The following is a 21,904-nucleotide window of genomic DNA, read 5'->3' on the forward strand; positions in this document are numbered from 1 at the left end:
GTTAGATGGTATAGTTTCCGTCGACTAAAACCTGAAACTAAAAAGAGGTGCTCAATGAACACGTTTAACCATCTAACCCAAGAGGAAAGATTTTACATTTATACGCAACTAAAACAAGGCGTTTCTAAGAATCAAATAGCCATCACATTGGGGCGTCATAAATCGACTATTGGACGTGAAATTACGCGTAATACAGGTCAGTGTGGTTATCGTTACAAGCAAGCTGAGAGAATAGCTAAACAACGCCATATTGATAAGCCCAAAAACATCAAGATGACGGCTGAGTTACAACAGATAATAACGCCTTTAATCAAAGAGAAATGGAGTCCTGACTGTATTTCAGGACGCTTAAAACAACAAGGTAAGGACTCCGTCAGTCATGAGACTATTTACCGTTATATTTTAGCTAACAAAGCAGCCGGTGGCGATTTGTATACTTATTTGAGGCATCAAGCCAAACCTTATCGTAAGCGATATGGAAAAAATGATTATCGCGGAACGATACCCAGCCGTGTTGATATTGATGAGCGACCACAAGTGGTTGATGATAAAACGCGTTTAGGTGATTGGGAAGCAGATACTGTTATCGGTAAAGGACATAAAGGCGTATTGGTGACGCTGACTGAACGGGTCTCAAGGCTCAACTTCGCCATCTCAATTGAGCGTAAAGAATCTGAATTAACGAAAGAGGCGATTATCAATGCTCTTGAGCCTTTTAAACGTTGGGTTCACACGATTACCTTTGATAATGGACGTGAGTTTTGTGGGCATGAAGCCATTGCAAAAACACTCGACTGCGGCACTTATTTTGCCAAACCGTATCATTCGTGGCAACGAGGTTTAAATGAAAACCACAATGGCTTATTAAGGCAATACTTCCCTAAAAAAGAACCTTTGGATAAGGTAACTCAAGATGAGGTTGATAGTGCAATTACAGCACTTAATCATCGTCCAAGAAAAGGGTTAAATTACAGAACTCCATGGGAAGTATTTTGCCAAATAACGGGGGTTGATATAAATAAATCACAGGGTGTTGCATTAATTGCTTGAATTCGCGACTTCTGAATTTTTTGTCCTAAAAATCAGAACATCAGGAGATGCTCCTCCTTCAAAATCTGCCAACCAAACCTTTCTAAAATAAGTTCTAATATTTGAGAATAATGTATCGTTAACTTTGAAATAGTTAAACCTCGAAGCCGAAGGCAATTTTGTGGCAGGCTCAACCCCGCCTCTATCCACCAACATATTGTCAGTAGAAATATATGTATCAAGCGTAACCTTGCCAGCTTCAATTTTTTCGCTAACGAATGATACCAAGCCTGATAAATCATGTTCCCTATTAAAAAGAATCTCAGACATCATAACCCAGCCCCCCCAAGTTCCTTTTAATCTCAGCTTCTAACCGATCACTTTGTTCAAACTGGTCTTTTAACTGCGCAGTAAGCCGTACCATTTTGTCAGCAAACGGCTCACCATCATCAATTTCATCGACTACGCCCACATAACGACCCGGCGTCAGTACATAATCATGCTTTTCGATTTCAGCGAGTGTAGCCGATTTACAAAAGCCGGGGATATTTTGGTAGGTTGGGTTAGCGGCTTTATCGCGTAACCCAACATCGGTGTCAGCATCAAGCTCTGATTGTTGGGTTACGCTGTCGCTAACCCACCCTACGGTTTCGTCTGTTTGCCAGTTGTGAAACGTTTCGGTGACTTTGTTTAAATCATCCGGGGTAAAGTCACGTAACACACGGTCTTTCATATAGCCTAACTTACGCGCATCAATAAATAATATGTCGCCACACCGATCACGCAGTTGTCTGCCACTGGCAGCAGTTCTGGCTTTTTTGTTCTTGGTTAAAAACCAGATACAAGCAGGAATTTGAGTATTGGTGAACAGTTGACCGGGTAAAGCCACCATACATTCCACTAGATCATTATCAATCAGGGCTTTGCGTATATCGCCTTCACCACTGGTATTAGAACTCATCGAGCCGTTAGCGAGTAACAAACCTAAACTACCATTAGGCGCTAAGTGCCAGAGCATATGTTGCAACCAGGCAAAGTTGGCGTTGCCAGAAGGCGGCTTGCCATAAACCCAGCGCGGATCGTTATCATCGACGCCGGTGTCCCACTCTTTCATATTGAATGGCGGATTTGCCATCACAAAATCAGCACGCAAATCAGGGTGTTGATCATTGGTGTAGCTGCTGGCAGGTTGTTTACCAAAGTTAAAATCAATACCGCGAATCACCATATTCATGGCGGCGAGTTGCCAGGTGGTGTGGTTGTATTCTTGCCCGTAAATCGACACATCACCAATGCGGCCTTGATGCTCACGAATAAAGTTTTCCGATTGCACGAAGAAACCACCACTGCCCATCGCAGGATCGTAAACACGGCCTTTAAACGGCTCCAGCATTTGTACAATCAAGCTAACAATGGATTTAGGCGTGTAAAACTGTCCACCTTTTTTACCTTCGGCCAAAGCAAATTGACCGAGGAAGTATTCATACACATGACCCAGAATATCTTTACTGCTTAGGGTGGCATGGACAAAGGGAATGGTGGCGATTAAATCAATCAATTCGCCTAATTTGGCCTGGTCGATTTGTAACTGGGTGTAGCGTTTATTGAGTACGCCTTTGAGTTTAGGGTTGTCTTGTTCGATAACCTCCAAGGCGTTGTCGATTAGTTGACCGACTGAGCTGATGCGGTTGCATAGGCGTTTTTCGGCTTCATCATTAGGCGCTTGTGTTAATGCTTCACCTTGTTTGTTTAGCCAAATAACGCCATTGATAACGACTTTGTTTTGGTTTTGCAGGAAGCCCCAGCGAGACTGCATCGGCACCCAAAACACATTGGCTTCGGTGTAATAGTCGCGTTGTTCTAATTCGGTATTAATTTCGGCTTGATAATCTTCGCCCGTAGCACCACCATCAAACTCTTCAGGATCAAGGAAATACTCATGTTCAGGGTCATTGAATTGGGCAGTGAGTTCTTTACGGCGTAGTTCAAACGAATCAGATACATATTTGAGGAAAACTAAACCTAAGGCAACGTGTTTGTATTGCGAGGCATCGAGTGACGGGAGTAATTTGTTGGCGCTAGTCCAGAGTTTCTTTTCGAGTTCGGTTAAAAATTGCTGTTCGGTTTGATCCATCTGTTATATTCCGTTTAGATGTATAGTGTCAGTGCTTATCAATACTATTTTACAATAGGACTAACAGCAATAGATAGCCTACTGTTCATGATGGGTACAGTAGCTAATAATGGTGGATTTGTTTAGATAAATATCTTTAGACAATACGGTTTAGAACGCGTTGAGGTGGATTAAGCTAGATGCCCCTCTCCCCAAAATAAGACCAGAGGGTAAATTTTAGGCAAAAAAAAGGGCCGTAGAATTAACTACAGCCCTTATTTTACTTGGCTCCCCCGGACGGGCTCGAACCGCCGACCTAGTGATTAACAGTCACCCGCTCTACCAACTGAGCTACAGGGGATTAAACTTTTTAAATAAATGGCGCGCCCGGAGAGATTCGAACTCCCGACCGCTCGGTTCGTAGCCGAGTACTCTATCCAGCTGAGCTACGGGCGCCTTATTTATCTTTTCAATTATCCTTTTAATTTTACTCCATGTCAACTAATATTTAACTATTTCATCAACTTTTTGTATGGCGAAGAGGGAGGGATTCGAACCCTCGATGGGAGATAAAGCCCATACTCCCTTAGCAGGGGAGCGCCTTCGGCCACTCGGCCACCTCTCCAGTTTTAATTCTTTTTAGTCGTCTGATCCCATAAGACCAGCAGGTCCAGACTCAACCTCAGGGCTAGTGCTAGTAGTACTAGAAACAGGACTTGCTGCTCCACCTGATTGTTCGTTTTTAATTCTTTCGTATATTTCTTCTCTGTGCACCGACACATCTTTAGGTGCATTAATTCCGATACGAACTTGATTACCTTTGACTCCCAAAACCGTGACAGTAACCTCGTCACCGATCATTAAAGTCTCTCCTACACGACGCGTTAATATAAGCATCTATCGTCTCCCTGTTTGTAATAAAAGCCCTGTCATGCGGCAGAACTGGACTGAGCTGTGTATTATAACAGTGATTTTAAAAAAATAAATAGCTGATTATGTTTTTTTATCTAATAAAAAATTAACTTTGCGTTACTTTTGGATCTTTGTCTAATTCAAATGCCGCATGTAGTGCTCTTACCGCTAACTCCAGGTATTTTTCATCGACTACAACCGAGATTTTTATTTCTGAGGTAGCAATCATTTTGATGTTTATCGCCTCATCAGCTAGCGCTTTGAACATCTTACTTGCGATGCCTGCATGTGAACGCATACCAACGCCAACAATTGAAACTTTAACAATGCGATTATCTGTTGTCACCGCTCCTGCTCCCAACTCCCTGCATGTACAGGTTAATATGTCTTTCGCCTTATCAAAATCGTTCCTATGCACCGTAAAGGTAAAATCCGTCGTCGCATCATCGGCAACATTCTGGATAATCATATCAATTTCGATATTTGCATCGGCAATCGGCCCTAGTATCTTTGATGCTGCACCAGGAATATCAGGCACACCTGTAATCGTTAACTTTGCTTCATCTTTATTAAATGCTATACCTGAAATTAACGCTTGCTCCACCTCTGACTCCTCGTAAGTAATGAGCGTGCCACGCCCTTCTGAAAATGATGATAAAACGCGTAATGCAACATTGTATTTACCGGCAAATTCTACTGATCTAATTTGCAGTACTTTTGATCCTAAACTGGACATTTCCAGCATTTCTTCAAAGGTGATTTTGTCTAAACGTCGTGCATTAGGCTCTACTCGAGGATCGGTGGTATAAACACCATCGACATCGGTGTAAATGTGACATTCATCTGCCTTTAAAGCTGCCGCTAATGCGACCGCTGTAGTATCCGAACCTCCCCTTCCCAGGGTGGTAATATTGCCATGCTCGTCAACTCCCTGAAAGCCGGCGACCACCACTACTTTCCCCGCATTTAGATCCGCTTTTATTTTTGCATCATCTATGTGTGTTATGCGCGCTTTGGTATGTGTACTATCCGTTTCAATACGCACCTGACTACCCGTATAAGAACGCGCTGGACAGCCTAATTCTTGCAGCGCCATACTTAACAAAGCAACAGTGACTTGTTCTCCGGTCGACAGTAAAACATCCATTTCTCTTGAAACCGGTGCTTGCTGCACTTGCATTGCCAAGTCCGTTAAACGATTAGTTTCACCGCTCATCGCTGACAACACAACAACCAGCTGATCGCCTTTGTCGTGTGCTGCTTTTACTTTTTCTGCTACCGCTTTAATTCGCTCTACCGATCCGACAGATGTACCGCCGAATTTAAATACATAAACAGCCATTTTTATTTATTACCTAATTGTGCACGCACCCACTCAGGCACTTGCTTTAATGCTGCATCCAGTTTTCCAGGTTCCGTCCCTCCTGCCCTGGCCATATCAGGACGACCGCCTCCTTTACCACCCACCTGAGTTGCTACAGAGTTTACCAGATCGCCTGCTTTCAACCGTGATACTTGATCTTTTGAAACACCCGCGATTAAATTGACTTTATCATTGCTTACAGTTGCTAAAACGATCGCGGCACTGCCTAATTTATTTTTCAATTGATCCAATACATCTCCCATTGCCTTGGGCTCAACATCTTCCAATTTAATTGCCAACACTTTGATACCGTCAATTTCAACCGCCTGATTAGCTAATTCTCCACCTGCTGAACTGGCTAATTTAGCTTGCAATCGCTCTAGTTCTTTTTCTAGCAATTTACTTTTATCCATTAATTGCTGTACTTTCTCAGCGGCAGTTTCCGGGACTGCTTTAACCACATGCGCAATCTCGGCAATAGTTTTTTCCCGACCTTCCAGCCATTTAATCGCTGCTTCACCGGTAATCGCCTCTATTCGCCTAACACCTGAAGCAACACCTGTTTCACTAATAATTTTAAAGAGTCCGATATCTCCCGCGCGACGCACGTGTATCCCACCACATAACTCAGTAGAAAACTCGCCTATTTTCAATACCCGGACTTCATCGCCATATTTTTCACCAAACAGTGCCATCGCCCCTGCGTTTAAGGCATCATCTTTAGACATCACGTCCTCTGTAACATCCGCATTATGGCGAATTTGCTGATTAACCATGCGCTCAATGATTTTTATTTCATTTGCAGTCATCGGTTCAAAATGAGAGAAATCGAAACGCAATCGCTCGGCATTCACTAATGAACCTTTTTGCGTCACATGTTCGCCTAATACCTGCCGTAAGGCAGCATGCAATAAATGTGTCGCTGAATGATTGAGAGCGATTGACTGCCTGGTTAACGGCTCAACCATTGCATTACAAGTGGCATTATTTTTTAATTCACCCGCGATCACTTTACCGTAATGTAAAAATAAACTGCCGCCTTGTTTTTGCGTATTTGTGACTTCAAAAATCGCCCCGTCAGCTTCGATACGACCTAAATCACCTACCTGCCCGCCAGACTCAGCATAAAACGGTGTACTATCCAAAACAACAACGCCCTCAGCGCCCTGTGGAAGAACGTCTACGGCTTGACTTTGCTGGAACAGACCAATAATTTGTGCCTGATCATTTAGCTTTTGATAGCCTGTAAACTCGGTTTCAGCATCTAGTTTTATGGTTTGATTGTAATCAGCACCAAAATTCTTAGCCGCTCGCGCTCTATCTCTCTGCGCGCCCATGGCTATATCAAAGCCCGCATGATCGACCGCTAGATTATTCTCACGGGCATAGTCAGCGGTTAAATCAACCGGGAAACCATATGTATCATACAGCTGGAAAACGACATTACCTGGAATCACTTTGCCGGTCATTTTCTCTACACAGGCCTCAAGAATTTTCATGCCTTGTTCCAGGGTTTCAGCAAAGCGTTCTTCTTCAACTTTTAATACGCGTTCGACCTGTCCCTGGGCAGCAGCAAGTTCTGGATAAGCCTCACCCATTTCAGCCACTAAAGGTGCAACTAATTGATAAAAGAAAACTTCACGTATCCCTAAGCGGTAACCATGCCGAATTGCGCGTCGTATAATACGTCTTAAGACATACCCGCGCCCTTCATTTGATGGCAATACACCATCTACAACCAGAAATGCACAGGAGCGAATATGGTCGGCAATCACTCTTAACGAGCTTTCTGTTAAATCCTGTATACCTGCGAGCTCGGCACCGGTAGTCAGTAATTTTTGAAATAAATCAATTTCATAATTATTGTGTACACCCTGCAGTACCGCAGCAATACGCTCGAGGCCCATGCCAGTATCGACTGATGGCTTAGGCAATGGCGTTAATAACCCTTCTGCATCACGGTCATATTGCATAAACACCAGGTTCCAGATTTCTATATATCGATCGCCATCTTCCTCCGGGGTTCCAGGCGGTCCACCGGCAATATCATCGCCGTGATCATAGAAAATTTCTGTACAGGGTCCGCATGGCCCTATATCTCCCATCGACCAGAAGTTATCTTTAGCGCCTATGCGCGAAAAACGGCCTGGATCGATTTTGACATCTTCCAGCCAGATTTTTTCTGCTTCTGAATCTTCATCAAAAACGGTGACCCATAATTTATCTGCAGGAATCTCCAGTTCTTTAGTAAGAAAATCCCAGGCAAAATAAATGGCTTCCTGTTTGAAATAATCTCCAAAACTGAAATTACCCAGCATTTCAAAGAAGGTGTGATGCCTTGCTGTGTAGCCTACATTTTCCAGGTCATTATGCTTACCACCTGCGCGCACACAGCGTTGACTGGTTGTTGCCCGAACATAGCTACGCTTTTCTCTACCTAAAAATACATCTTTAAATTGCACCATACCTGCATTAGTAAATAATAAGGTAGGATCATTACCTGGCAATAAAGAACTAGAGGGCTGAATTGAGTGCCCTTGTTTGGCAAAGAATTGTAAAAAGGCAGTACGTAACTCTGCACCAGTCAGATTTTTCATAATTTAATGGGTTATATAACGTTTTCTAATTACTTGCTCCTAGACAATTAGGAACATATATTTTGTTGGCCGGGGCTGTTAGCTATTATTAAAGCATAGCTCTAGCATTACCGGGTTACGATTTTTAATGCTTCCAATCAAAAATATAACCCGACCTACATGGCTACAGTGATCGTTGCTTAAATAACTGATGCACCATATCATTTGGAAAACCGCGCTGTTGTAAAAAACGACTACGTTTTAATTTTTCCTTGATATCCAACGCTGCTTCATTGCCATATTTTTTACTATACACTTGTTCCAATAGAGCTTGCCAGCTTCCTGCAATATCTTCAACCGCGCTATTAAACTGACAATCACTGACGCCCCGTTGCTGCAATTCAGCTTGAATTCGTAACGGCCCAAAGCCTTTATGTACTCTGCTTCTTGCATAGCTTTCTGCAAAACGCGCATCACTTTGCAGGCCTTGTTCGATTAATTCAGCAATGACATAGATAATATCTTGTTTGATAAACCCTTTTGCCGATACTTTTTGCAGTAACTCTTGCTGGCTATGTTCGCGTCTAATCAAATATTGCAAACATGCTTCTTTAATTGCTTTATAGTTTTCTGGCAATTCAAGCATACAAGCTCACGGATGAAGACTAAACTAAGCCATCGGCATCATCAGACTCAATTGGTGCGCTATTTTTTACACCAAACACTTCAGCCCGGATACTTGCCTCAATTTCTTCAGCAATCTGCGGATTTTCTTTTAGATAGGCACGCACATTATCCTTGCCCTGACCAATTTTATCATTACCATAACTGTACCAGGAGCCGGCTTTATTAATAAAGCCATATTTCACCCCTAAATCAATCAGCTCACCTAAAAATGAAACACCTTCACCATAGAGAATTTCAAATTCTGCCTGTTTGAAAGGGGGAGCAACTTTATTTTTAACGACTTTAACACGCGTTTCATTGCCAATGATCTCATCGCCTTTTTTAATCGCGCCAATGCGACGTATATCCAAACGCACGGAAGCATAAAATTTTAAGGCATTACCACCCGTTGTGGTTTCTGGGCTACCAAACATCACGCCGATTTTCATGCGAATCTGATTAATAAAAATCACCATCGTATTGGATCGTTTTATATTAGCAGTCAATTTACGTAAAGCTTGTGACATCAATCGTGCCTGCAGCCCCATATGGGAATCGCCCATATCGCCTTCAATCTCTGCTTTTGGCGTTAAAGCCGCCACCGAGTCCACAACGACAATATCCACTGCATTTGAGCGCACCAGCATATCAACAATTTCCAGAGCCTGTTCCCCGGTATCTGGTTGTGAAACCAATAAATCATCAACATTGACGCCAATTTTTTCTGCATACCCTGGATCCAGAGCATGTTCTGCATCTATAAATGCTGCGGTACCACCTAATTTTTGCACTTGCGCAATGGTTGATAAAGTCATCGTAGTTTTACCTGATGACTCCGGGCCGTATATTTCAATCACCCGACCACGCGGCAAACCACCGCAACCCAAAGCAATATCTAATGAAAGAGAACCGGTAGAAACTGCTTGTATATCACGTGACGCGGCATCATCGCCCATACGCATGACCGCACCTTTTCCAAACTGCTTTTCAATTTGCATTAAGGCGGCGCTTAATGCTTTTTGCTTATTCTCATCCATTATTTTAAAGCCCTAACCAAATATTAAAACTCTGCATTATCCCATAGCCTGATTCAAGCGCATAACAAAATTAGTTATTACCTTTTATTTAACCTAGAAACCGCAGTTAACCGCTATAAAACATTATAAGTGACGTAATATAAAATATAATGATCGTAAATGCTTGTCACCTGTTGGGTGACTCTACTCCGCTTCACGGTTTTGTGGATAAATCTGGGCACGAAATACCGCGTTACAGCTCTTGCCAAGGGCTACGGCCATTTCCTGCGAGCAGTGCCTTGTCTTTCACACTCAGATTTTCCACAAAATTCGTGCTCAACTGCGGTTTCTAGGTTTAAGAAAAACAATAGACTCAAATAATATTCTAATCAGAAAAAATAATTATTCACATGCCGTAAAACAGATTAAATGACTGGCGCATAGAGCATTTGCTTTAGTCCGCCTGCATCGCCAATTTCCCTGTATTTGGCAGGCCCTAACCGTATCAATATAGAGGTAAACTTTAGACAGCCTGTCGCCAGATAATCATTTCTTATTGAACAGAAAAAGCCAGCATAAAGCTGGCTTTTAAGATTTAAAATCTGGAATGTCTTAATTCAAATTAGAACGTCAACTGGGTACGCACAGTGAACTGTTGGATACCCGTTTCGGCATTAACACCATTACGTAGCACTGCTGAATCCTGAATATCAAATGCATAACGGTAATCAGCCATTATTCGAATATTGGTATTTAAATACCAGTTCAATGCCAATGTCATGGCTGTTTCTTCTCCACCAACTATATTGCCAGAGTTAAGATCGTTGCCATCAATTCGATAGGCTAATTCCCAAGCTCCCCATGTACCTCTGTCCCAACTAACTGGATTTTCTGGATGTAAACGGCCAAATTTACCATTTGATCCATTATATCTTCGCGATTCACCTGTTAGTGTCCAGGCGCCTTGTACATAATAAGCACCGAAGTCCACACCACTCAAACCATTTTCACGCGCCGACCAGTTATGCGCATATTCCGCTTGCAAAGAGAATGGCCCATACATATAAGCAGCTTCAATGTCTAATAAAGTTGAACCACTGACATTATCTATACTACCGGTATTAGTGAAATATACATTCGACATATTTGTAGATTCATACCTGTATTGATTGGTATGAGTACCAGCAGAAGTGTTACCACGATAACCGACGGATCCCCCTACATGCAGAACGTGTGTACTGGTCATAATCGGTGCATACGTTGCTCTGGAAGAAATTCCCCAGCCGCCATCACCTGCTTTAGCAATAGGTGCGCCATATGCACCCAACTGTGCAGACCAATTTTTAGCTTTAGATGAAAATCTCACACCCAGCGCACGATCAAACTGCGAAGACAATGAACTCACCAATGAACGCTCAGTGAATACAATATCATTAGAACTTTCTTGCAGCTCCAGACTTATGGCTTGCTTTTGATTACCGACTGTAACATCAAACCAGTCTAAGCCCCTATACTTTACAAATAAATCTTTTATGCTGACTTTATTCCCAGCAAAATCAAATTGTGCTTTGTAGTCAAAATCTGTCCACACAGTACCGGATGCATAAAGACGGGCGCGTCGAACTTCGAAACCTTCGGTAGGCGCAGGATCAAAATCACGACCGTTAGCACTAAAATTCGTATCTAACTGGATACGCCCACCCAATTTAAATTTAAATGCTTTATCTGCTGTTTCTACACGAAACCCTTTCTGATCCAGCTTGACTATAACATCATCACCACTTTTTTTAGTTGCTTCAGGCTTAACTTCAGCAACAGCCTGCTGAGTTAATTTATCATACTGAGTCTGATTAATAACACCATTTTTCAACAACACTTCATTTAAGCTCTGCCCTTCAGCAGCACTACTTCCAGCAGCTTTTTGTCGTGTCAGATTCTCATACTGAGCCGGAGTAATTGATCCGTTTTGTAAAAGTGTATCCAGTAATACGCTATCTGCGGCTTGAACGCTAACGCTTCCCAGGGCAGCAGAGATAGCTAAAGCTAATACTTTCCCTTTGTTCTTTGTGATCATCATTATTTTCCTAAATATCTTGAAGCAAGAATAAAAAACATACGCCATAATAAAAAAGTTATATGACAGAATGATGACAAATAAAAAATCGTAGCTAAAATACAACAAAGATAGACAGGAAAAACAACGAACAAAATGAGATGTGGATAAAATACAACAAAAATGACAGAAAATTCAGCCAGAAACTAATCTCACCCTTTATCATTTTTGTCAGCATGTTCACAAAAATTTACCTGATGGCCCATACCCCTCAGCCATATTCAAGCACGTTCGCCATTCCTGCATGTTGTTAGCAGGAATCTATAGGCCTAAGCAATAGATTCCCGATAAAAGACTAAGGGAATAACGAAGTCGAATTTTTTATAAATAACTGATATTAAGGCTTTGTTCATGATCGCTGAGCCGTGTACGTAATCAAGAAAATCTATGCAGCACCTATACAAACAACTTATCAAATTTAAGTATGTGCTTTAAAAGTGCTAACATTATGAAAAACCATTGAAAGCTCATGGAATAGCCTGACTTATCGAATATGACGGGCTTGAAATAGCTTTCCTGCTGAATGCTTTAATATAATCCAGCATGCTAATTTACTACCAGAAAGTCCCCGCCTGAATCTTATCTGACTTACCCGTCAAACGTTGCTGACTAACCTCTTTTAAATACTGAAAAATAACGCCAGCAGCTTGCTGTTCTTTAGCACCCCAGCTGGTTACTCGCCCGGCGCAATATTGCTGACGTAATAGCTTACAGACTTGCGCTGTTTTAGCTTGCGTTAAAGGCTCTATGTTTTGCCAGGCAAAATCATCTATACATAAAGTATTTTTGATCTGTCTGGTGTTTTCTAAAAAAGCCTGAACGGCAGCTTTGTTGCTGCGCGCCCACGTACGATCAAACACATAACCGATACTCGGTACACTGACCTGTATACCTAAGCCGTGCAAAATATCCGCGCCGGTCATTAATACTCGATAGCCCTCTCCTTGCATTTGGGCAGCATAATGCCAATAAGTCAATAAAGCATCCACGCGCTTATCCTGCATTTGCTGATTTAATAAAGGGGGTGCACCATAAACCTTCTCTATACTTGTAAAAATATCCATCTGCCCCTTTTGCTGCATCAGGACCTGTAACAGTAAACTGTTTTTATCCAGCTCTCCGCCAGCCACTGCCAGCTTCTTGTTTTTTAAATCCTGTAATTGCTTTATGGAACTATTTTCAGCAACAACTAATGCCCCCGAAGTATTTGAATAAGGATAAAAGCTATAATCCTTACCTAAAGCGCGCATACGTGACACCCAGATCCAGTCAGTAACAATCATATCTACAGCTCCTGACTGCAAGGCTATTTTCGCTGCTTGCGGGTTTGCCATTTTTATCACTTGCAATCGATAATGTTCAGTCTCCATTATCCCTGCCTGCTGCATTGCCGTTAATTCCCAATTAACGGTACCAAAGGCAAGCGCACCTAAACGAACCAGGGTTTTCTCACTGGCAAAACTAAACTGACTACTGAGTAACGTAAAGATTAAAAGTAATTTTTTATAGTTGATCATGATTATGAAAGATTGTTTAGAACAGTAGGCCTGAAACTGATAAAATTAACTCTCTATTATAGTCCCATCTATACAAAATCAAGTAATGCGCCACCCCAAACAAGCAAAACAATTAGTTGATCGTTTCGGCAGAAGCGTTGACTATGTTCGTATTTCTATTACCGATCGCTGTGATTTTCGGTGCGTATACTGCATGTCTGAAGAAATGACTTTCCTGCCTCGGGCACAAATTCTGAGTCTGGAAGAAATTTTTTTCTTGGCTAAATGCTTTACCGAACTCGGAGTCAGAAAAATCAGAATCACCGGTGGCGAGCCCCTCATACGGCGCAATGCCCTGGAGCTTTTACAAAAAATTGGTGACCTGCCTTTGCTCGACGAATTAGTGATGACCACCAATGGCTCTCAACTTGCAGCGAGCGCCAGCCAACTTAAACAGGCTCACGTCTCGCGTTTAAATATTAGCCTGGATACTCTGGATGCTAAAAAGTTTAAAGAATTGACCCGTACTGGTGATCTGAATATTGTGCTGAAAGGGATACATACAGCAATTAATACCGGCTTTAAGCGCATCAAGATTAATGCTGTTATTTTAAAAAATCGTAATCATCATGAAGTCATTGATTTAGTTCAGTTTGCCCTGGATTCAGGAATAGATATCAGCTTTATTGAAGAAATGCCTTTGGGCTTTATAGCATCACATAATCGTGCCGAGGCTTATTATTCTAGCGATCAGATACGTACTGATTTAGCCGCAAAGTTTACTTTGGAAAAAATAGACGAAACCACTGCAGGTCCCTCTGATTATTACCGGATTCAGGGCACTGCAACGAAAGTGGGCTTTATTTCTCCGCATAGCCATAATTTCTGCAGCACCTGTAACCGTGTACGGTTAACTGCTGAAGGTCGCTTATTACTATGTCTGGGCAATGAACATTCAATTGATTTAAAAACAGCCTTAAGATCACACCCTAATGATACGGATTATATAAAGCAACTAATGATTGATGCTATGGACATAAAACCCGAAAAACATGAGTTTAACTTGAACGAACAACCTATTATTATGCGTCATATGAATAGCACGGGGGATAAAATTGAGAGTCCTTTTTTTATGTCTATTAAGCCTTTTAATACTGGCCTGCAGCACATCCAGCGAAACACATATTAAACAATCCGAGTTATTAACATTACTACAATCTGAACAAGTCCCCATTATTATTGATGTTCGTTCCAACCGGGAATTTAATGCCGGACATATTCCTCACGCACAACACGTTCCTTTCTGGCAATCTTTCACGAGCGATGCTTTAGACAACAAGGAAAAACAAGAGCAAGTAATTTTATATTGCGAACACGGGCCGCGTGCTGGTATTGCTAAACTGGCTTACACACTCGCAGGCTTTAAAAAGATCCGTTATGTACAAGGTCATATGACTAGCTGGCGCAAAGCTGGCTTACCGATGGAAACACAATGAAACGATTTTTTTTATTGATTATAGCACTTTGGGAACAGCGCTTTAAACTCTATTTTTTTGCAGCACTGATCGGTGCATTAACGGGTGTATTAATCTTTTATCCTGTCTATGATTTTATTTTCTTTTATGAAAGCGAAGGGACCAGTGAAGACATACAGGTTCAAATAACGACCGCACTCGTTTATGTCTATAACCAGCTTAAAACCTCTTTAATGGGCGGAACACCAGCAAAGACAGTATTTCTTGGACAGGTAGGAGCCGTATTTGGTCTAATTATCGCCTTTATTTATGAGTTGCTGCATTGGCGCCTGCAAAGAATAGGCCGTTTAAGTAGTGAATTATCAGTTAATTTACATACTCTGATCATGCAAGGAGAAGGCCCGTCAGTCGAGTTTAAATCTTCATTACGTTGGGACTTAGAACAGAATAGAGTCAATCGCGCGCTGGAAACCGTTGTACTAAAAACACTTGCCGGCTATTTAAATAGCTCTATTGGAGGAACATTATTAATCGGAGTATCTGATAGCGGTCAAATCATTGGTCTGGAAAAAGATTATAAATCCTTAAAACGCCAGGATCAGGATGGTTTCGAACAGGCGATTATTACTGCCATCTCAACCCAGCTAGGTGCCGATCTATGCCAGTATGTTAAGGTGCTGTTTCATGTTGTAAACGGCAAACATGTTTGCCGCTTGATTGTTTTAGCTTCACCGCGTCCGGTTTTTCTAAATCAAGGTAATACACCAAAATTTTATTTACGCACCGGTGGTGGAACACGTGATTTGAACATACAGGAAGCTGTTGAGTTTATTGCGCATCGCTGGAAACGATAAAAGGGCACCCATATTTGTACAGTGTATAGCGAACTAAAACCCGCTATACAGTACACGCCCCTGTTATTGAATTTTTGCTTTTAAATTACTTTCAGCACCTACATATAAAGTGGTTTGCCAATTTTCTAATATAGTAAGTGCTTCCTTAAAATAGCGAATTGAAATAACGGTTTTCCCACCTGTTTGATAGAACAATGCATCGCCTCCACCACTTTTAGTGCGCGAAAACTTACTATTCCATTGCTCACCCAGACACTGGTTGACTAAATCAACTCCTTTGATGTAACTAGCCTGCGCTTCTTGTTGATTTGATTCATCCCAGGCACAAAAATAATTAGTTAAACCTGAACTCCATTCCCATACTTGACAGTTTTTTGCTAAAGGAAACACGCGTTCCGCGTCCCATATTTGCATGCTGTTACGCAGCCCCGTATTTTTAAGGCCCCTCTTAAACTGTTTAAAATTATCAGCATGATCAGTAATCAATTCGTTTAACCTGAGGCATGCTTCGGCATCACTTATTTCCGGTTCTGCCGGGCTAAAAATGGAACATGCACTAGTACTTAAAACCAATAAACTGATTATTAAAAACCGTTGCCTCGTATTTCTTTTTTTATCTATCATCAATGTCTCCTGTAAATCGATAACTATAAAGTAACATATCGCGAATTCAAGCAATTAATGCAACACCCTGTGATTTATTTATATCAACCCCCGTTATTTGGCAAAATACTTCCCATGGAGTTCTGTAATTTAACCCTTTTCTTGGACGATGATTAAGTGCTGTAATGGCACTATCAACCTCATCTTGAGTTACCTTATCCAAAGGTTCTTTTTTAGGGAAGTATTGCCTTAATAAGCCATTGTGGTTTTCATTTAAACCTCGTTGCCACGAATGATACGGTTTGGCAAAATAAGTGCCGCAGTCAAGTGTTTTTGCAATGGCTTCATGCCCACAAAACTCACGTCCATTATCAAAGGTAATCGTGTGAACCCAACGTTTAAAAGGCTCAAGAGCATTGATAATCGCCTCTTTCGTTAATTCAGATTCTTTACGCTCAATTGAGATGGCGAAGTTGAGCTTTGAGACCCGTTCAGTCAGCGTCACCAATACGCCTTTATGTCCTTTACCGATAACAGTATCTGCTTCCCAATCACCTAAACGCGTTTTATCATCAACCACTTGTGGTCGCTCATCAATATCAACACGGCTGGGTATCGTTCCGCGATAATCATTTTTTCCATATCGCTTACGATAAGGTTTGGCTTGATGCCTCAAATAAGTATACAAATCGCCACCGGCTGCTTTGTTAGCTAAAATATAACGGTAAATAGTCTCATGACTGACGGAGTCCTTACCTTGTTGTTTTAAGCGTCCTGAAATACAGTCAGGGCTCCATTTCTCTTTGATTAAAGGCGTTATTATCTGTTGTAACTCAGCCGTCATCTTGATGTTTTTGGGCTTATCAATATGGCGTTGTTTAGCTATTCTCTCAGCTTGCTTGTAACGATAACCACACTGACCTGTATTACGCGTAATTTCACGTCCAATAGTCGATTTATGACGCCCCAATGTGATGGCTATTTGATTCTTAGAAACGCCTTGTTTTAGTTGCGTATAAATGTAAAATCTTTCCTCTTGGGTTAGATGGTTAAACGTGTTCATTGAGCACCTCTTTTTAGTTTCAGGTTTTAGTCGACGGAAACTATACCATCTAACCCTTTAAAGAGGTGTTGCAGTTATTATATGAATTCGGGTATCTTTAGAATCCCCAAAGTATTCCAAAGTTATAATTGAAATCGTTTGGAATCGACTCCGTAGTATCATACTCATTACGTATATTGAACTTAATTGCCAAACCTTCAAACCAATCTATATCATGCTTCCAGTCAATATTTGTCAAATTTCTATATTGTCCCGCATCAGTCAGGCCAGGGTAAAAATAATTAGAAAATATAAATTGTTGCTTGGCGGTGACATGCCAGACTAAATTAATCCCAAGCAATGCCTCAAAACCCAGAATGTCTTTTTCTGTATAACCAAGAGAATTACGGGTATCTGTGATCCTTTTATCAAATTCAACAATACCGGTCCCCCCTAAACGACCTGAAAACTCCCATGTTTTGGTTTTAATAAATTGATACCCAGGACCCACTGATATTTGAAATCTACTTTTCCAGTCTTTAAATTCATCCCAGTCATAGGTTGACGATGCAAAAGCAAACCATTTATTATCTGGAAAAAACCAGTCTTTAGTCAGGACGGCATTGACTTTATTCTCACCGACAATATTATCTTCCGAATCAAGCAAATAAAAGCTCTTGAAATCCCAGCGATGGCTTTTATCTTCATAACGGGTATTAAATGCGGCACGAAAATTGGTATTAACTGATGATCCTGAAGCTCCCCTCAAGCCAATCTCTATGCTGCTATCCCAATCCTTAAACCAGCCCGTTCCCATAAACCCATCATTAACCTTTTCACCTTTAGCCAATTTAACATTATTTGCAGCTTCGACCACTTTTTCCTCTGCTTCCTGCACCTGCTCTTCCGCTAATTCGACTTGCTCCTCTGCAACTTCAGCCTGAGTTTGCGCCACAACAATTTTTTCTTCGGCAAGCATAATATCCTCTATTGCTGTCGTCATTAATGCTTGTTCAGCAATTTTGATTTCTTTTTTAGAAACCTTGACTTCAGCTTTCGCGACTTTAACTTTCTGTTTAGCGAGTTTGGCGTCACCAACAGCCTCTTTCACTTTTGCATTAGCGAGCCTGATATTTCTGGCAACTATGACCTTTTTATCAGCTGCATTAGCAGTATCAACAGCAGCGATAAGGTTTTGTTCAGCCATAGCGAGCTTAACTCTTGCATCTATTTCAAGCTGCTCCGCGTTAGTAACTTGTGCTTCATCAGCAAGCCTGAGGCTTTCTCTTACAGCAAGCAATCGTTTATTAGCCAAATCCACTTCAAGTTTAGCCAAGGGAATTGCTTCTCTGGCCAGTTTAGCAGCAATAATGGCTTTTCCTTCTTCGCCTTCCGGTAGCTTGGTAACATTGTTCAGATTTATGTCTGATAAGTTACTAATGTAAATTTTATCAATTGTTTGCTCACCCAATACCGGATGAGAAAAGCTAACAGTGGTATCTGTCTGGTAAGTAATGTCAACATCAAGACTATCGCCATTACTAAATTTTATCGACTGGGTATAAGCAGCAGTAGAAACTAATAAGGAACATAGGCATAGAACAAGCCGATTGTAATTCATGCAAATAAGAAAAAGTAATTTTTCGCTCAGTAGATTGAGACGTGAGCAATAGCATTGTTGTGCTTCAATGTGCTCTCAACACATTCAATAACAAACAACATCTGTACTTTACCCTGATTTATTTTTTTATCAGTAGCTCTACTAATAGCTGTTCATATATATCTGATAAAGGCTGCAAATCTGCTAGCGGAACATTTTCATTAATTTTATGAATGCTTTCATTCAAATGTCCTAGCTCAATCACCTCTGCTCCAGTCGGAGCAATAAAACGCCCATCAGACGTACCGCCCCCCGTGTCATCCAGCGTATCGATTCCTGTCACTTTTTTAATCGCTGCATGAGCCGCTTCAATTAATGCGCCGCCTGAGGTTAAGAATGGGTTACCTGACAAACGCCAGTTAATTTCATAGTCAAAATCAAAACGGTCAAATATCTCCAGTACACGCTGCTTGATCGTAGCCTCATCTAATTCAGTACAAAAACGTAAATTAAATTGCAGTTCAAGCTCTCCGGGAATAATATTTTCTGCACCTGTACCGCTATTGATATTGGAGACTTGCAAACTAGTGGGTGGAAAAAATTGATTCCCCTGATCCCAGACTTCTTCAGTAAGTGCGTGCAGCGCAGGGGCAAAACCATGAATAGGGTTATTAGCTATTGCAGGATAGGCGACATGCCCTTGCATACCTTTAACTATTACTCTGGCGCATAAGGAACCCCGCCTGCCGACACGAATCACATCGCCAATATGTTGATCACTAGAAGGCTCACCGACCAGACACCAATCTATTTTTTCATTGCGCTGTTCCAATACCTCAACAACCTTGACAACCCCATTGGTAGCCGGGCCTTCTTCGTCGCTGGTAATCATCATCGCGATTGCACCTTGATGATCTGGATACCTGGCAATAAAACGTTCAACAGCAGTCACAAAACAGGCGATGCCTCCTTTCATGTCTGCCGTGCCGCGACCGTATAAACGATGCTGTCGAATGGTGGGTACAAAAGGCGGTGAATCCCATTTTTCCAATGGCCCTGTAGGTACCACGTCAGTATGACCCAGAAAAACAAACAGTGGTTTATTACGACCACGTTTTAGCCATAGATTTTTAGTGTCGTCAAAGTCCAATTGCTCAGCTATAAAGCCAATTTTTTCCAGACGTTTTGTTAATAGATCCTGGCAACCCGCATCTTCAGGCGTTACCGATTCACAGCTAATAAGCTCTTCAAGTAAAACGAGAGTATCACTCATAATAATGTCTGGTAATTTTCGGCATTAAAACCAATTAATAATTGCTCGCCAGTATCTAATACTGGCCGCTTGATTAAGGTGAGATTTTCTAGCATCAAACTCGCAGCTTTGATCGCATTTAAATCAGACTTTTGCTGCTCAGATATTTGCCGCCAACTGGTACTGCGCCTGTTTAACAGGTTTTCCCATCCAGCTTTTTGAATAAAAAAAGCGAGCTGCTGCGCACTTAAACCATCCTCTCGAAAGTCGTGAAATTGGTATGCTATGTTATTTTTCTCTAACCACAAACGCGCTTTTCTGACGCTATCGCAATTTTTTATGCCGTATAAAGTAGTCATCGTCATCAACAATTAGTTTGTACAAACCTTGTTTCGTCCCAGATCTTTTGCTCTATAAAGTGCGTTATCAGCTCTTGTAAGTAATATATCTACATTTTGATCTTTTGCATAAGCAGCAACACCGAAGCTGCAACTTAAGTGAGCAAAATATTCAAACGGGTATTGGTCAATAATAGTTCGCAATTTTTCAGCCATCAATCGTCCACCTTTAAGCGTTTGCCCAGGGCATATAATTAAAAATTCTTCTCCGCCCCAACGACCTAAGGTATCAACGTCACGAATATTATTACTTAACAATTGCGCCAGTGCTTTTAAAGCATAGTCACCAACAAGATGCCCATATTTATCATTAATATTCTTGAAATGATCAATATCTATAATAATGATACTAAAATGATGTTGGTAACGTTGAGCCAGACTCAGAGCATCACCAATCTCCTGATCCAGCTTCATACGGTTATTAATATTGGTTAATTTATCGGTGACCGACAAATGCCTTAAGCGATAATTATGCCTTCTGATCAGTGCGTAACGATACATAAAAATCACAAAAAGCAGAAGCATGACACTTGCCACTTTAATCAATAGCTCATAATCAGTTTCTGATACGTATTTTATCGAAATCCAGTCATTGATAATCTCGCGTTGCTCATGTTCACTTAGCTGAGCAATGGCCTTATTAAAAATTTCGACTAATAAAGGCTCATCATTACGTGCGCCCATAGTCAGATTCAACTTTTGTGTCAATTTTCCGGCAATTTTTAATTCACCGATATATTGCTCTTGAAATGCATAGCTAACCTCAGGTAATGAAGCAATCATGCCATACAGCTGATTGCGACTGACTTTTTCCAGGCCTTCATCTAAACTTTCAACTTTTTCCAGATAAATATCGGGATATTGTAAACGAAGCAATTCAGCATAGTCATAGTCTTTTTGAATGCCCAGTTTTTTGTCCAGTACATCATTTATACCACCGATAAAATATTCCTGGTAGTTCACGGCAACCACCAAAGGAAAACTAAAGTAAGCCTGAGTAAAGTCAAGAAATTGCTTACGCTCTGGTGTTGGCATTACTAAAGAAAAAATATCGCACTGTCGCGGTTTACCCTGCGTTAGTTCCTCCAGCCAGTGACGATTAGGTAGTATTTCAATATGTATGTTCAGTTTGTTGGCAAACAACCGCATAAAATCAGCAACTATCCCTATATGCCGGCCTTCGTCAACCTTTTCATAAGGCATCCAGTCTGGGTCAACACACATAGTGATATGCTGCTTTAGTTGTAAATATTGCTGTTCTTCAACTGTTAACTGTAGTGTTTCAGAGTTATTTTCTGGTCTAAAATATTCTACAGCAAAAACCGATAACGATAATAAACCTATCGAGATTAATATTAGAATCAGTATGCTTTGAGTAAAACATCGCATAGAAAAA

The 21,904-nt window shown here is 41.2% G+C and carries 18 protein-coding genes, 3 tRNA genes and 1 pseudogene; 4 read left to right on the forward strand and 18 right to left on the reverse strand.

Annotation, left to right across the window (positions count from 1 at the left end; genetic code table 11):
- The first annotated feature begins 54 nt into the window (after nucleotides 1-54).
- Nucleotides 55-1,050 (forward strand): IS30 family transposase, encoded by a 996-nt coding sequence (locus AU255_RS13320; protein ID WP_143735968.1) that lies wholly within the window; start codon nucleotides 55-57, stop codon nucleotides 1,048-1,050.
- Here AU255_RS13320 and AU255_RS13325 read toward each other — a convergent pair.
- The 12 genes and pseudogenes from AU255_RS13325 to AU255_RS13380 all read right to left on the reverse strand — a co-directional run bounded on the left by AU255_RS13325 (nucleotide 1,039) and on the right by AU255_RS13380 (nucleotide 13,305).
- Entirely contained in the window at nucleotides 1,039-1,362 is a 324-nt protein-coding gene (locus AU255_RS13325) for a hypothetical protein (protein WP_143735969.1), read from the reverse strand. The two genes, AU255_RS13320 and AU255_RS13325, sit on opposite strands and share 12 nt — an antisense overlap.
- A complete protein-coding gene (locus AU255_RS13330) occupies nucleotides 1,352-3,163 on the reverse strand; it encodes a class I SAM-dependent DNA methyltransferase (RefSeq protein WP_080523438.1) in 1,812 nt (603 codons plus the stop codon). Before AU255_RS13330 ends, AU255_RS13325 begins: the two co-directional genes overlap by 11 nt.
- A gap of 264 nt (nucleotides 3,164-3,427) precedes the next feature.
- Nucleotides 3,428-3,503, reverse strand: a tRNA-Asn gene (locus AU255_RS13335).
- Nucleotides 3,504-3,521: 18 nt separating this feature from the next.
- Nucleotides 3,522-3,598 (reverse strand) — tRNA-Arg (locus AU255_RS13340).
- 77 nt (nucleotides 3,599-3,675) lie between these two features.
- A tRNA-Ser gene (locus tag AU255_RS13345) sits at nucleotides 3,676-3,767 on the reverse strand.
- A gap of 104 nt (nucleotides 3,768-3,871) precedes the next feature.
- Nucleotides 3,872-4,039 (reverse strand): annotated as a pseudogene (gene csrA / locus AU255_RS13350) (carbon storage regulator CsrA); the annotation flags it as partial.
- A 121-nt stretch (nucleotides 4,040-4,160) separates the two neighbouring features.
- Nucleotides 4,161-5,396, reverse strand: coding sequence for an aspartate kinase (locus AU255_RS13355; RefSeq protein ID WP_080523439.1), 1,236 nt, complete (start codon nucleotides 5,394-5,396; stop codon nucleotides 4,161-4,163).
- Nucleotides 5,397-5,398: 2 nt separating this feature from the next.
- Nucleotides 5,399-8,014, reverse strand: coding sequence for an alanine--tRNA ligase (gene alaS, locus AU255_RS13360; protein ID WP_080523440.1), 2,616 nt, complete (start codon nucleotides 8,012-8,014; stop codon nucleotides 5,399-5,401).
- Nucleotides 8,015-8,177: 163 nt separating this feature from the next.
- Nucleotides 8,178-8,639: a regulatory protein RecX gene (locus AU255_RS13365; protein WP_080523441.1), complete on the reverse strand. Its 462-nt coding sequence runs from the start codon at nucleotides 8,637-8,639 to the stop codon at nucleotides 8,178-8,180.
- A 19-nt stretch (nucleotides 8,640-8,658) separates the two neighbouring features.
- Nucleotides 8,659-9,696 carry a recombinase RecA gene (gene recA, locus AU255_RS13370; protein ID WP_080523442.1) on the reverse strand — a complete coding sequence of 346 codons (1,038 nt, stop codon included), beginning with the start codon at nucleotides 9,694-9,696 and terminating at the stop codon, nucleotides 8,659-8,661.
- Between the two features lie 601 nt (nucleotides 9,697-10,297).
- Nucleotides 10,298-11,749 carry an OprO/OprP family phosphate-selective porin gene (locus AU255_RS13375; RefSeq protein WP_158083126.1) on the reverse strand — a complete coding sequence of 484 codons (1,452 nt, stop codon included), beginning with the start codon at nucleotides 11,747-11,749 and terminating at the stop codon, nucleotides 10,298-10,300.
- Between the two features lie 593 nt (nucleotides 11,750-12,342).
- A complete protein-coding gene (locus tag AU255_RS13380; RefSeq protein WP_080523444.1) occupies nucleotides 12,343-13,305 on the reverse strand; it encodes an ABC transporter substrate-binding protein in 963 nt (320 codons plus the stop codon).
- A gap of 85 nt (nucleotides 13,306-13,390) precedes the next feature.
- Here AU255_RS13380 and moaA point away from each other — a divergent pair, with 85 nt between their 5' ends.
- Genes moaA through AU255_RS13395 form a run of 3 tightly spaced genes read left to right on the forward strand, consistent with a single transcriptional unit; the run spans nucleotide 13,391 to nucleotide 15,613 of the window.
- On the forward strand, nucleotides 13,391-14,473 hold the full coding sequence (gene moaA, locus AU255_RS13385) for a GTP 3',8-cyclase MoaA (RefSeq protein ID WP_080523445.1): 1,083 nt from the start codon (nucleotides 13,391-13,393) through the stop codon (nucleotides 14,471-14,473).
- The gene (locus AU255_RS13390) at nucleotides 14,400-14,780 is read left to right on the forward strand and encodes a rhodanese-like domain-containing protein (RefSeq protein WP_158083127.1); all 381 of its coding nucleotides are present in this window, start codon (nucleotides 14,400-14,402) and stop codon (nucleotides 14,778-14,780) included. Before moaA ends, AU255_RS13390 begins: the two co-directional genes overlap by 74 nt.
- A complete protein-coding gene (locus AU255_RS13395; RefSeq protein WP_080523447.1) occupies nucleotides 14,777-15,613 on the forward strand; it encodes an AlbA family DNA-binding domain-containing protein in 837 nt (278 codons plus the stop codon). Before AU255_RS13390 ends, AU255_RS13395 begins: the two co-directional genes overlap by 4 nt.
- A 63-nt stretch (nucleotides 15,614-15,676) precedes the next feature.
- Here the strand turns inward: AU255_RS13395 and AU255_RS13400 are convergent, their stop codons facing one another.
- The 6 genes from AU255_RS13400 to AU255_RS13425 form a co-directional block, all read right to left on the reverse strand.
- On the reverse strand, nucleotides 15,677-16,237 hold the full coding sequence (locus tag AU255_RS13400; protein ID WP_080523448.1) for a hypothetical protein: 561 nt from the start codon (nucleotides 16,235-16,237) through the stop codon (nucleotides 15,677-15,679).
- A gap of 46 nt (nucleotides 16,238-16,283) precedes the next feature.
- On the reverse strand, nucleotides 16,284-17,279 hold the full coding sequence (locus AU255_RS13405; protein WP_143735847.1) for an IS30 family transposase: 996 nt from the start codon (nucleotides 17,277-17,279) through the stop codon (nucleotides 16,284-16,286).
- A 97-nt stretch (nucleotides 17,280-17,376) separates the two neighbouring features.
- Nucleotides 17,377-18,879 carry a DUF481 domain-containing protein gene (locus AU255_RS13410; RefSeq protein WP_080523449.1) on the reverse strand — a complete coding sequence of 501 codons (1,503 nt, stop codon included), beginning with the start codon at nucleotides 18,877-18,879 and terminating at the stop codon, nucleotides 17,377-17,379.
- A gap of 118 nt (nucleotides 18,880-18,997) precedes the next feature.
- Nucleotides 18,998-20,131, reverse strand: coding sequence for a succinyl-diaminopimelate desuccinylase (gene dapE / locus AU255_RS13415; RefSeq protein WP_080523450.1), 1,134 nt, complete (start codon nucleotides 20,129-20,131; stop codon nucleotides 18,998-19,000).
- Entirely contained in the window at nucleotides 20,128-20,469 is a 342-nt protein-coding gene (locus AU255_RS13420; RefSeq protein ID WP_080523451.1) for an ArsC family reductase, read from the reverse strand. The genes dapE and AU255_RS13420 overlap by 4 nt, the downstream gene beginning before the upstream one ends.
- Nucleotides 20,470-20,481: 12 nt before the next feature.
- Nucleotides 20,482-21,897 (reverse strand): diguanylate cyclase, encoded by a 1,416-nt coding sequence (locus tag AU255_RS13425; protein WP_080523452.1) that lies wholly within the window; start codon nucleotides 21,895-21,897, stop codon nucleotides 20,482-20,484.
- Nucleotides 21,898-21,904: the final 7 nt, after the last annotated feature.

The sequence above is a fragment of the Methyloprofundus sedimenti genome, assembly GCF_002072955.1.
In the GTDB taxonomy this organism is placed as follows: domain Bacteria; phylum Pseudomonadota; class Gammaproteobacteria; order Methylococcales; family Methylomonadaceae; genus Methyloprofundus; species Methyloprofundus sedimenti.

Coding starts and splice junctions, on each gene's coding strand:
- dapE (WP_080523450.1), bottom strand. CDS start 20,131: ATGAGTGATACTCTCGTTTTACTTGAAGAGCTTATTAGCTGTGAATCG.
- AU255_RS13410 (WP_080523449.1), bottom strand. CDS start 18,879: ATGAATTACAATCGGCTTGTTCTATGCCTATGTTCCTTATTAGTTTCT.
- AU255_RS13425 (WP_080523452.1), bottom strand. CDS start 21,897: ATGCGATGTTTTACTCAAAGCATACTGATTCTAATATTAATCTCGATA.
- AU255_RS13375 (WP_158083126.1), bottom strand. CDS start 11,749: ATGATCACAAAGAACAAAGGGAAAGTATTAGCTTTAGCTATCTCTGCT.
- recA (WP_080523442.1), bottom strand. CDS start 9,696: ATGGATGAGAATAAGCAAAAAGCATTAAGCGCCGCCTTAATGCAAATT.
- AU255_RS13355 (WP_080523439.1), bottom strand. CDS start 5,396: ATGGCTGTTTATGTATTTAAATTCGGCGGTACATCTGTCGGATCGGTA.
- moaA (WP_080523445.1), top strand. CDS start 13,391: ATGCGCCACCCCAAACAAGCAAAACAATTAGTTGATCGTTTCGGCAGA.
- AU255_RS13320 (WP_143735968.1), top strand. CDS start 55: ATGAACACGTTTAACCATCTAACCCAAGAGGAAAGATTTTACATTTAT.
- AU255_RS13400 (WP_080523448.1), bottom strand. CDS start 16,237: ATGATAGATAAAAAAAGAAATACGAGGCAACGGTTTTTAATAATCAGT.
- AU255_RS13365 (WP_080523441.1), bottom strand. CDS start 8,639: ATGCTTGAATTGCCAGAAAACTATAAAGCAATTAAAGAAGCATGTTTG.
- AU255_RS13330 (WP_080523438.1), bottom strand. CDS start 3,163: ATGGATCAAACCGAACAGCAATTTTTAACCGAACTCGAAAAGAAACTC.
- alaS (WP_080523440.1), bottom strand. CDS start 8,014: ATGAAAAATCTGACTGGTGCAGAGTTACGTACTGCCTTTTTACAATTC.
- AU255_RS13420 (WP_080523451.1), bottom strand. CDS start 20,469: ATGACTACTTTATACGGCATAAAAAATTGCGATAGCGTCAGAAAAGCG.
- AU255_RS13325 (WP_143735969.1), bottom strand. CDS start 1,362: ATGATGTCTGAGATTCTTTTTAATAGGGAACATGATTTATCAGGCTTG.
- AU255_RS13405 (WP_143735847.1), bottom strand. CDS start 17,279: ATGAACACGTTTAACCATCTAACCCAAGAGGAAAGATTTTACATTTAT.
- AU255_RS13395 (WP_080523447.1), top strand. CDS start 14,777: ATGAAACGATTTTTTTTATTGATTATAGCACTTTGGGAACAGCGCTTT.
- AU255_RS13380 (WP_080523444.1), bottom strand. CDS start 13,305: ATGATCAACTATAAAAAATTACTTTTAATCTTTACGTTACTCAGTAGT.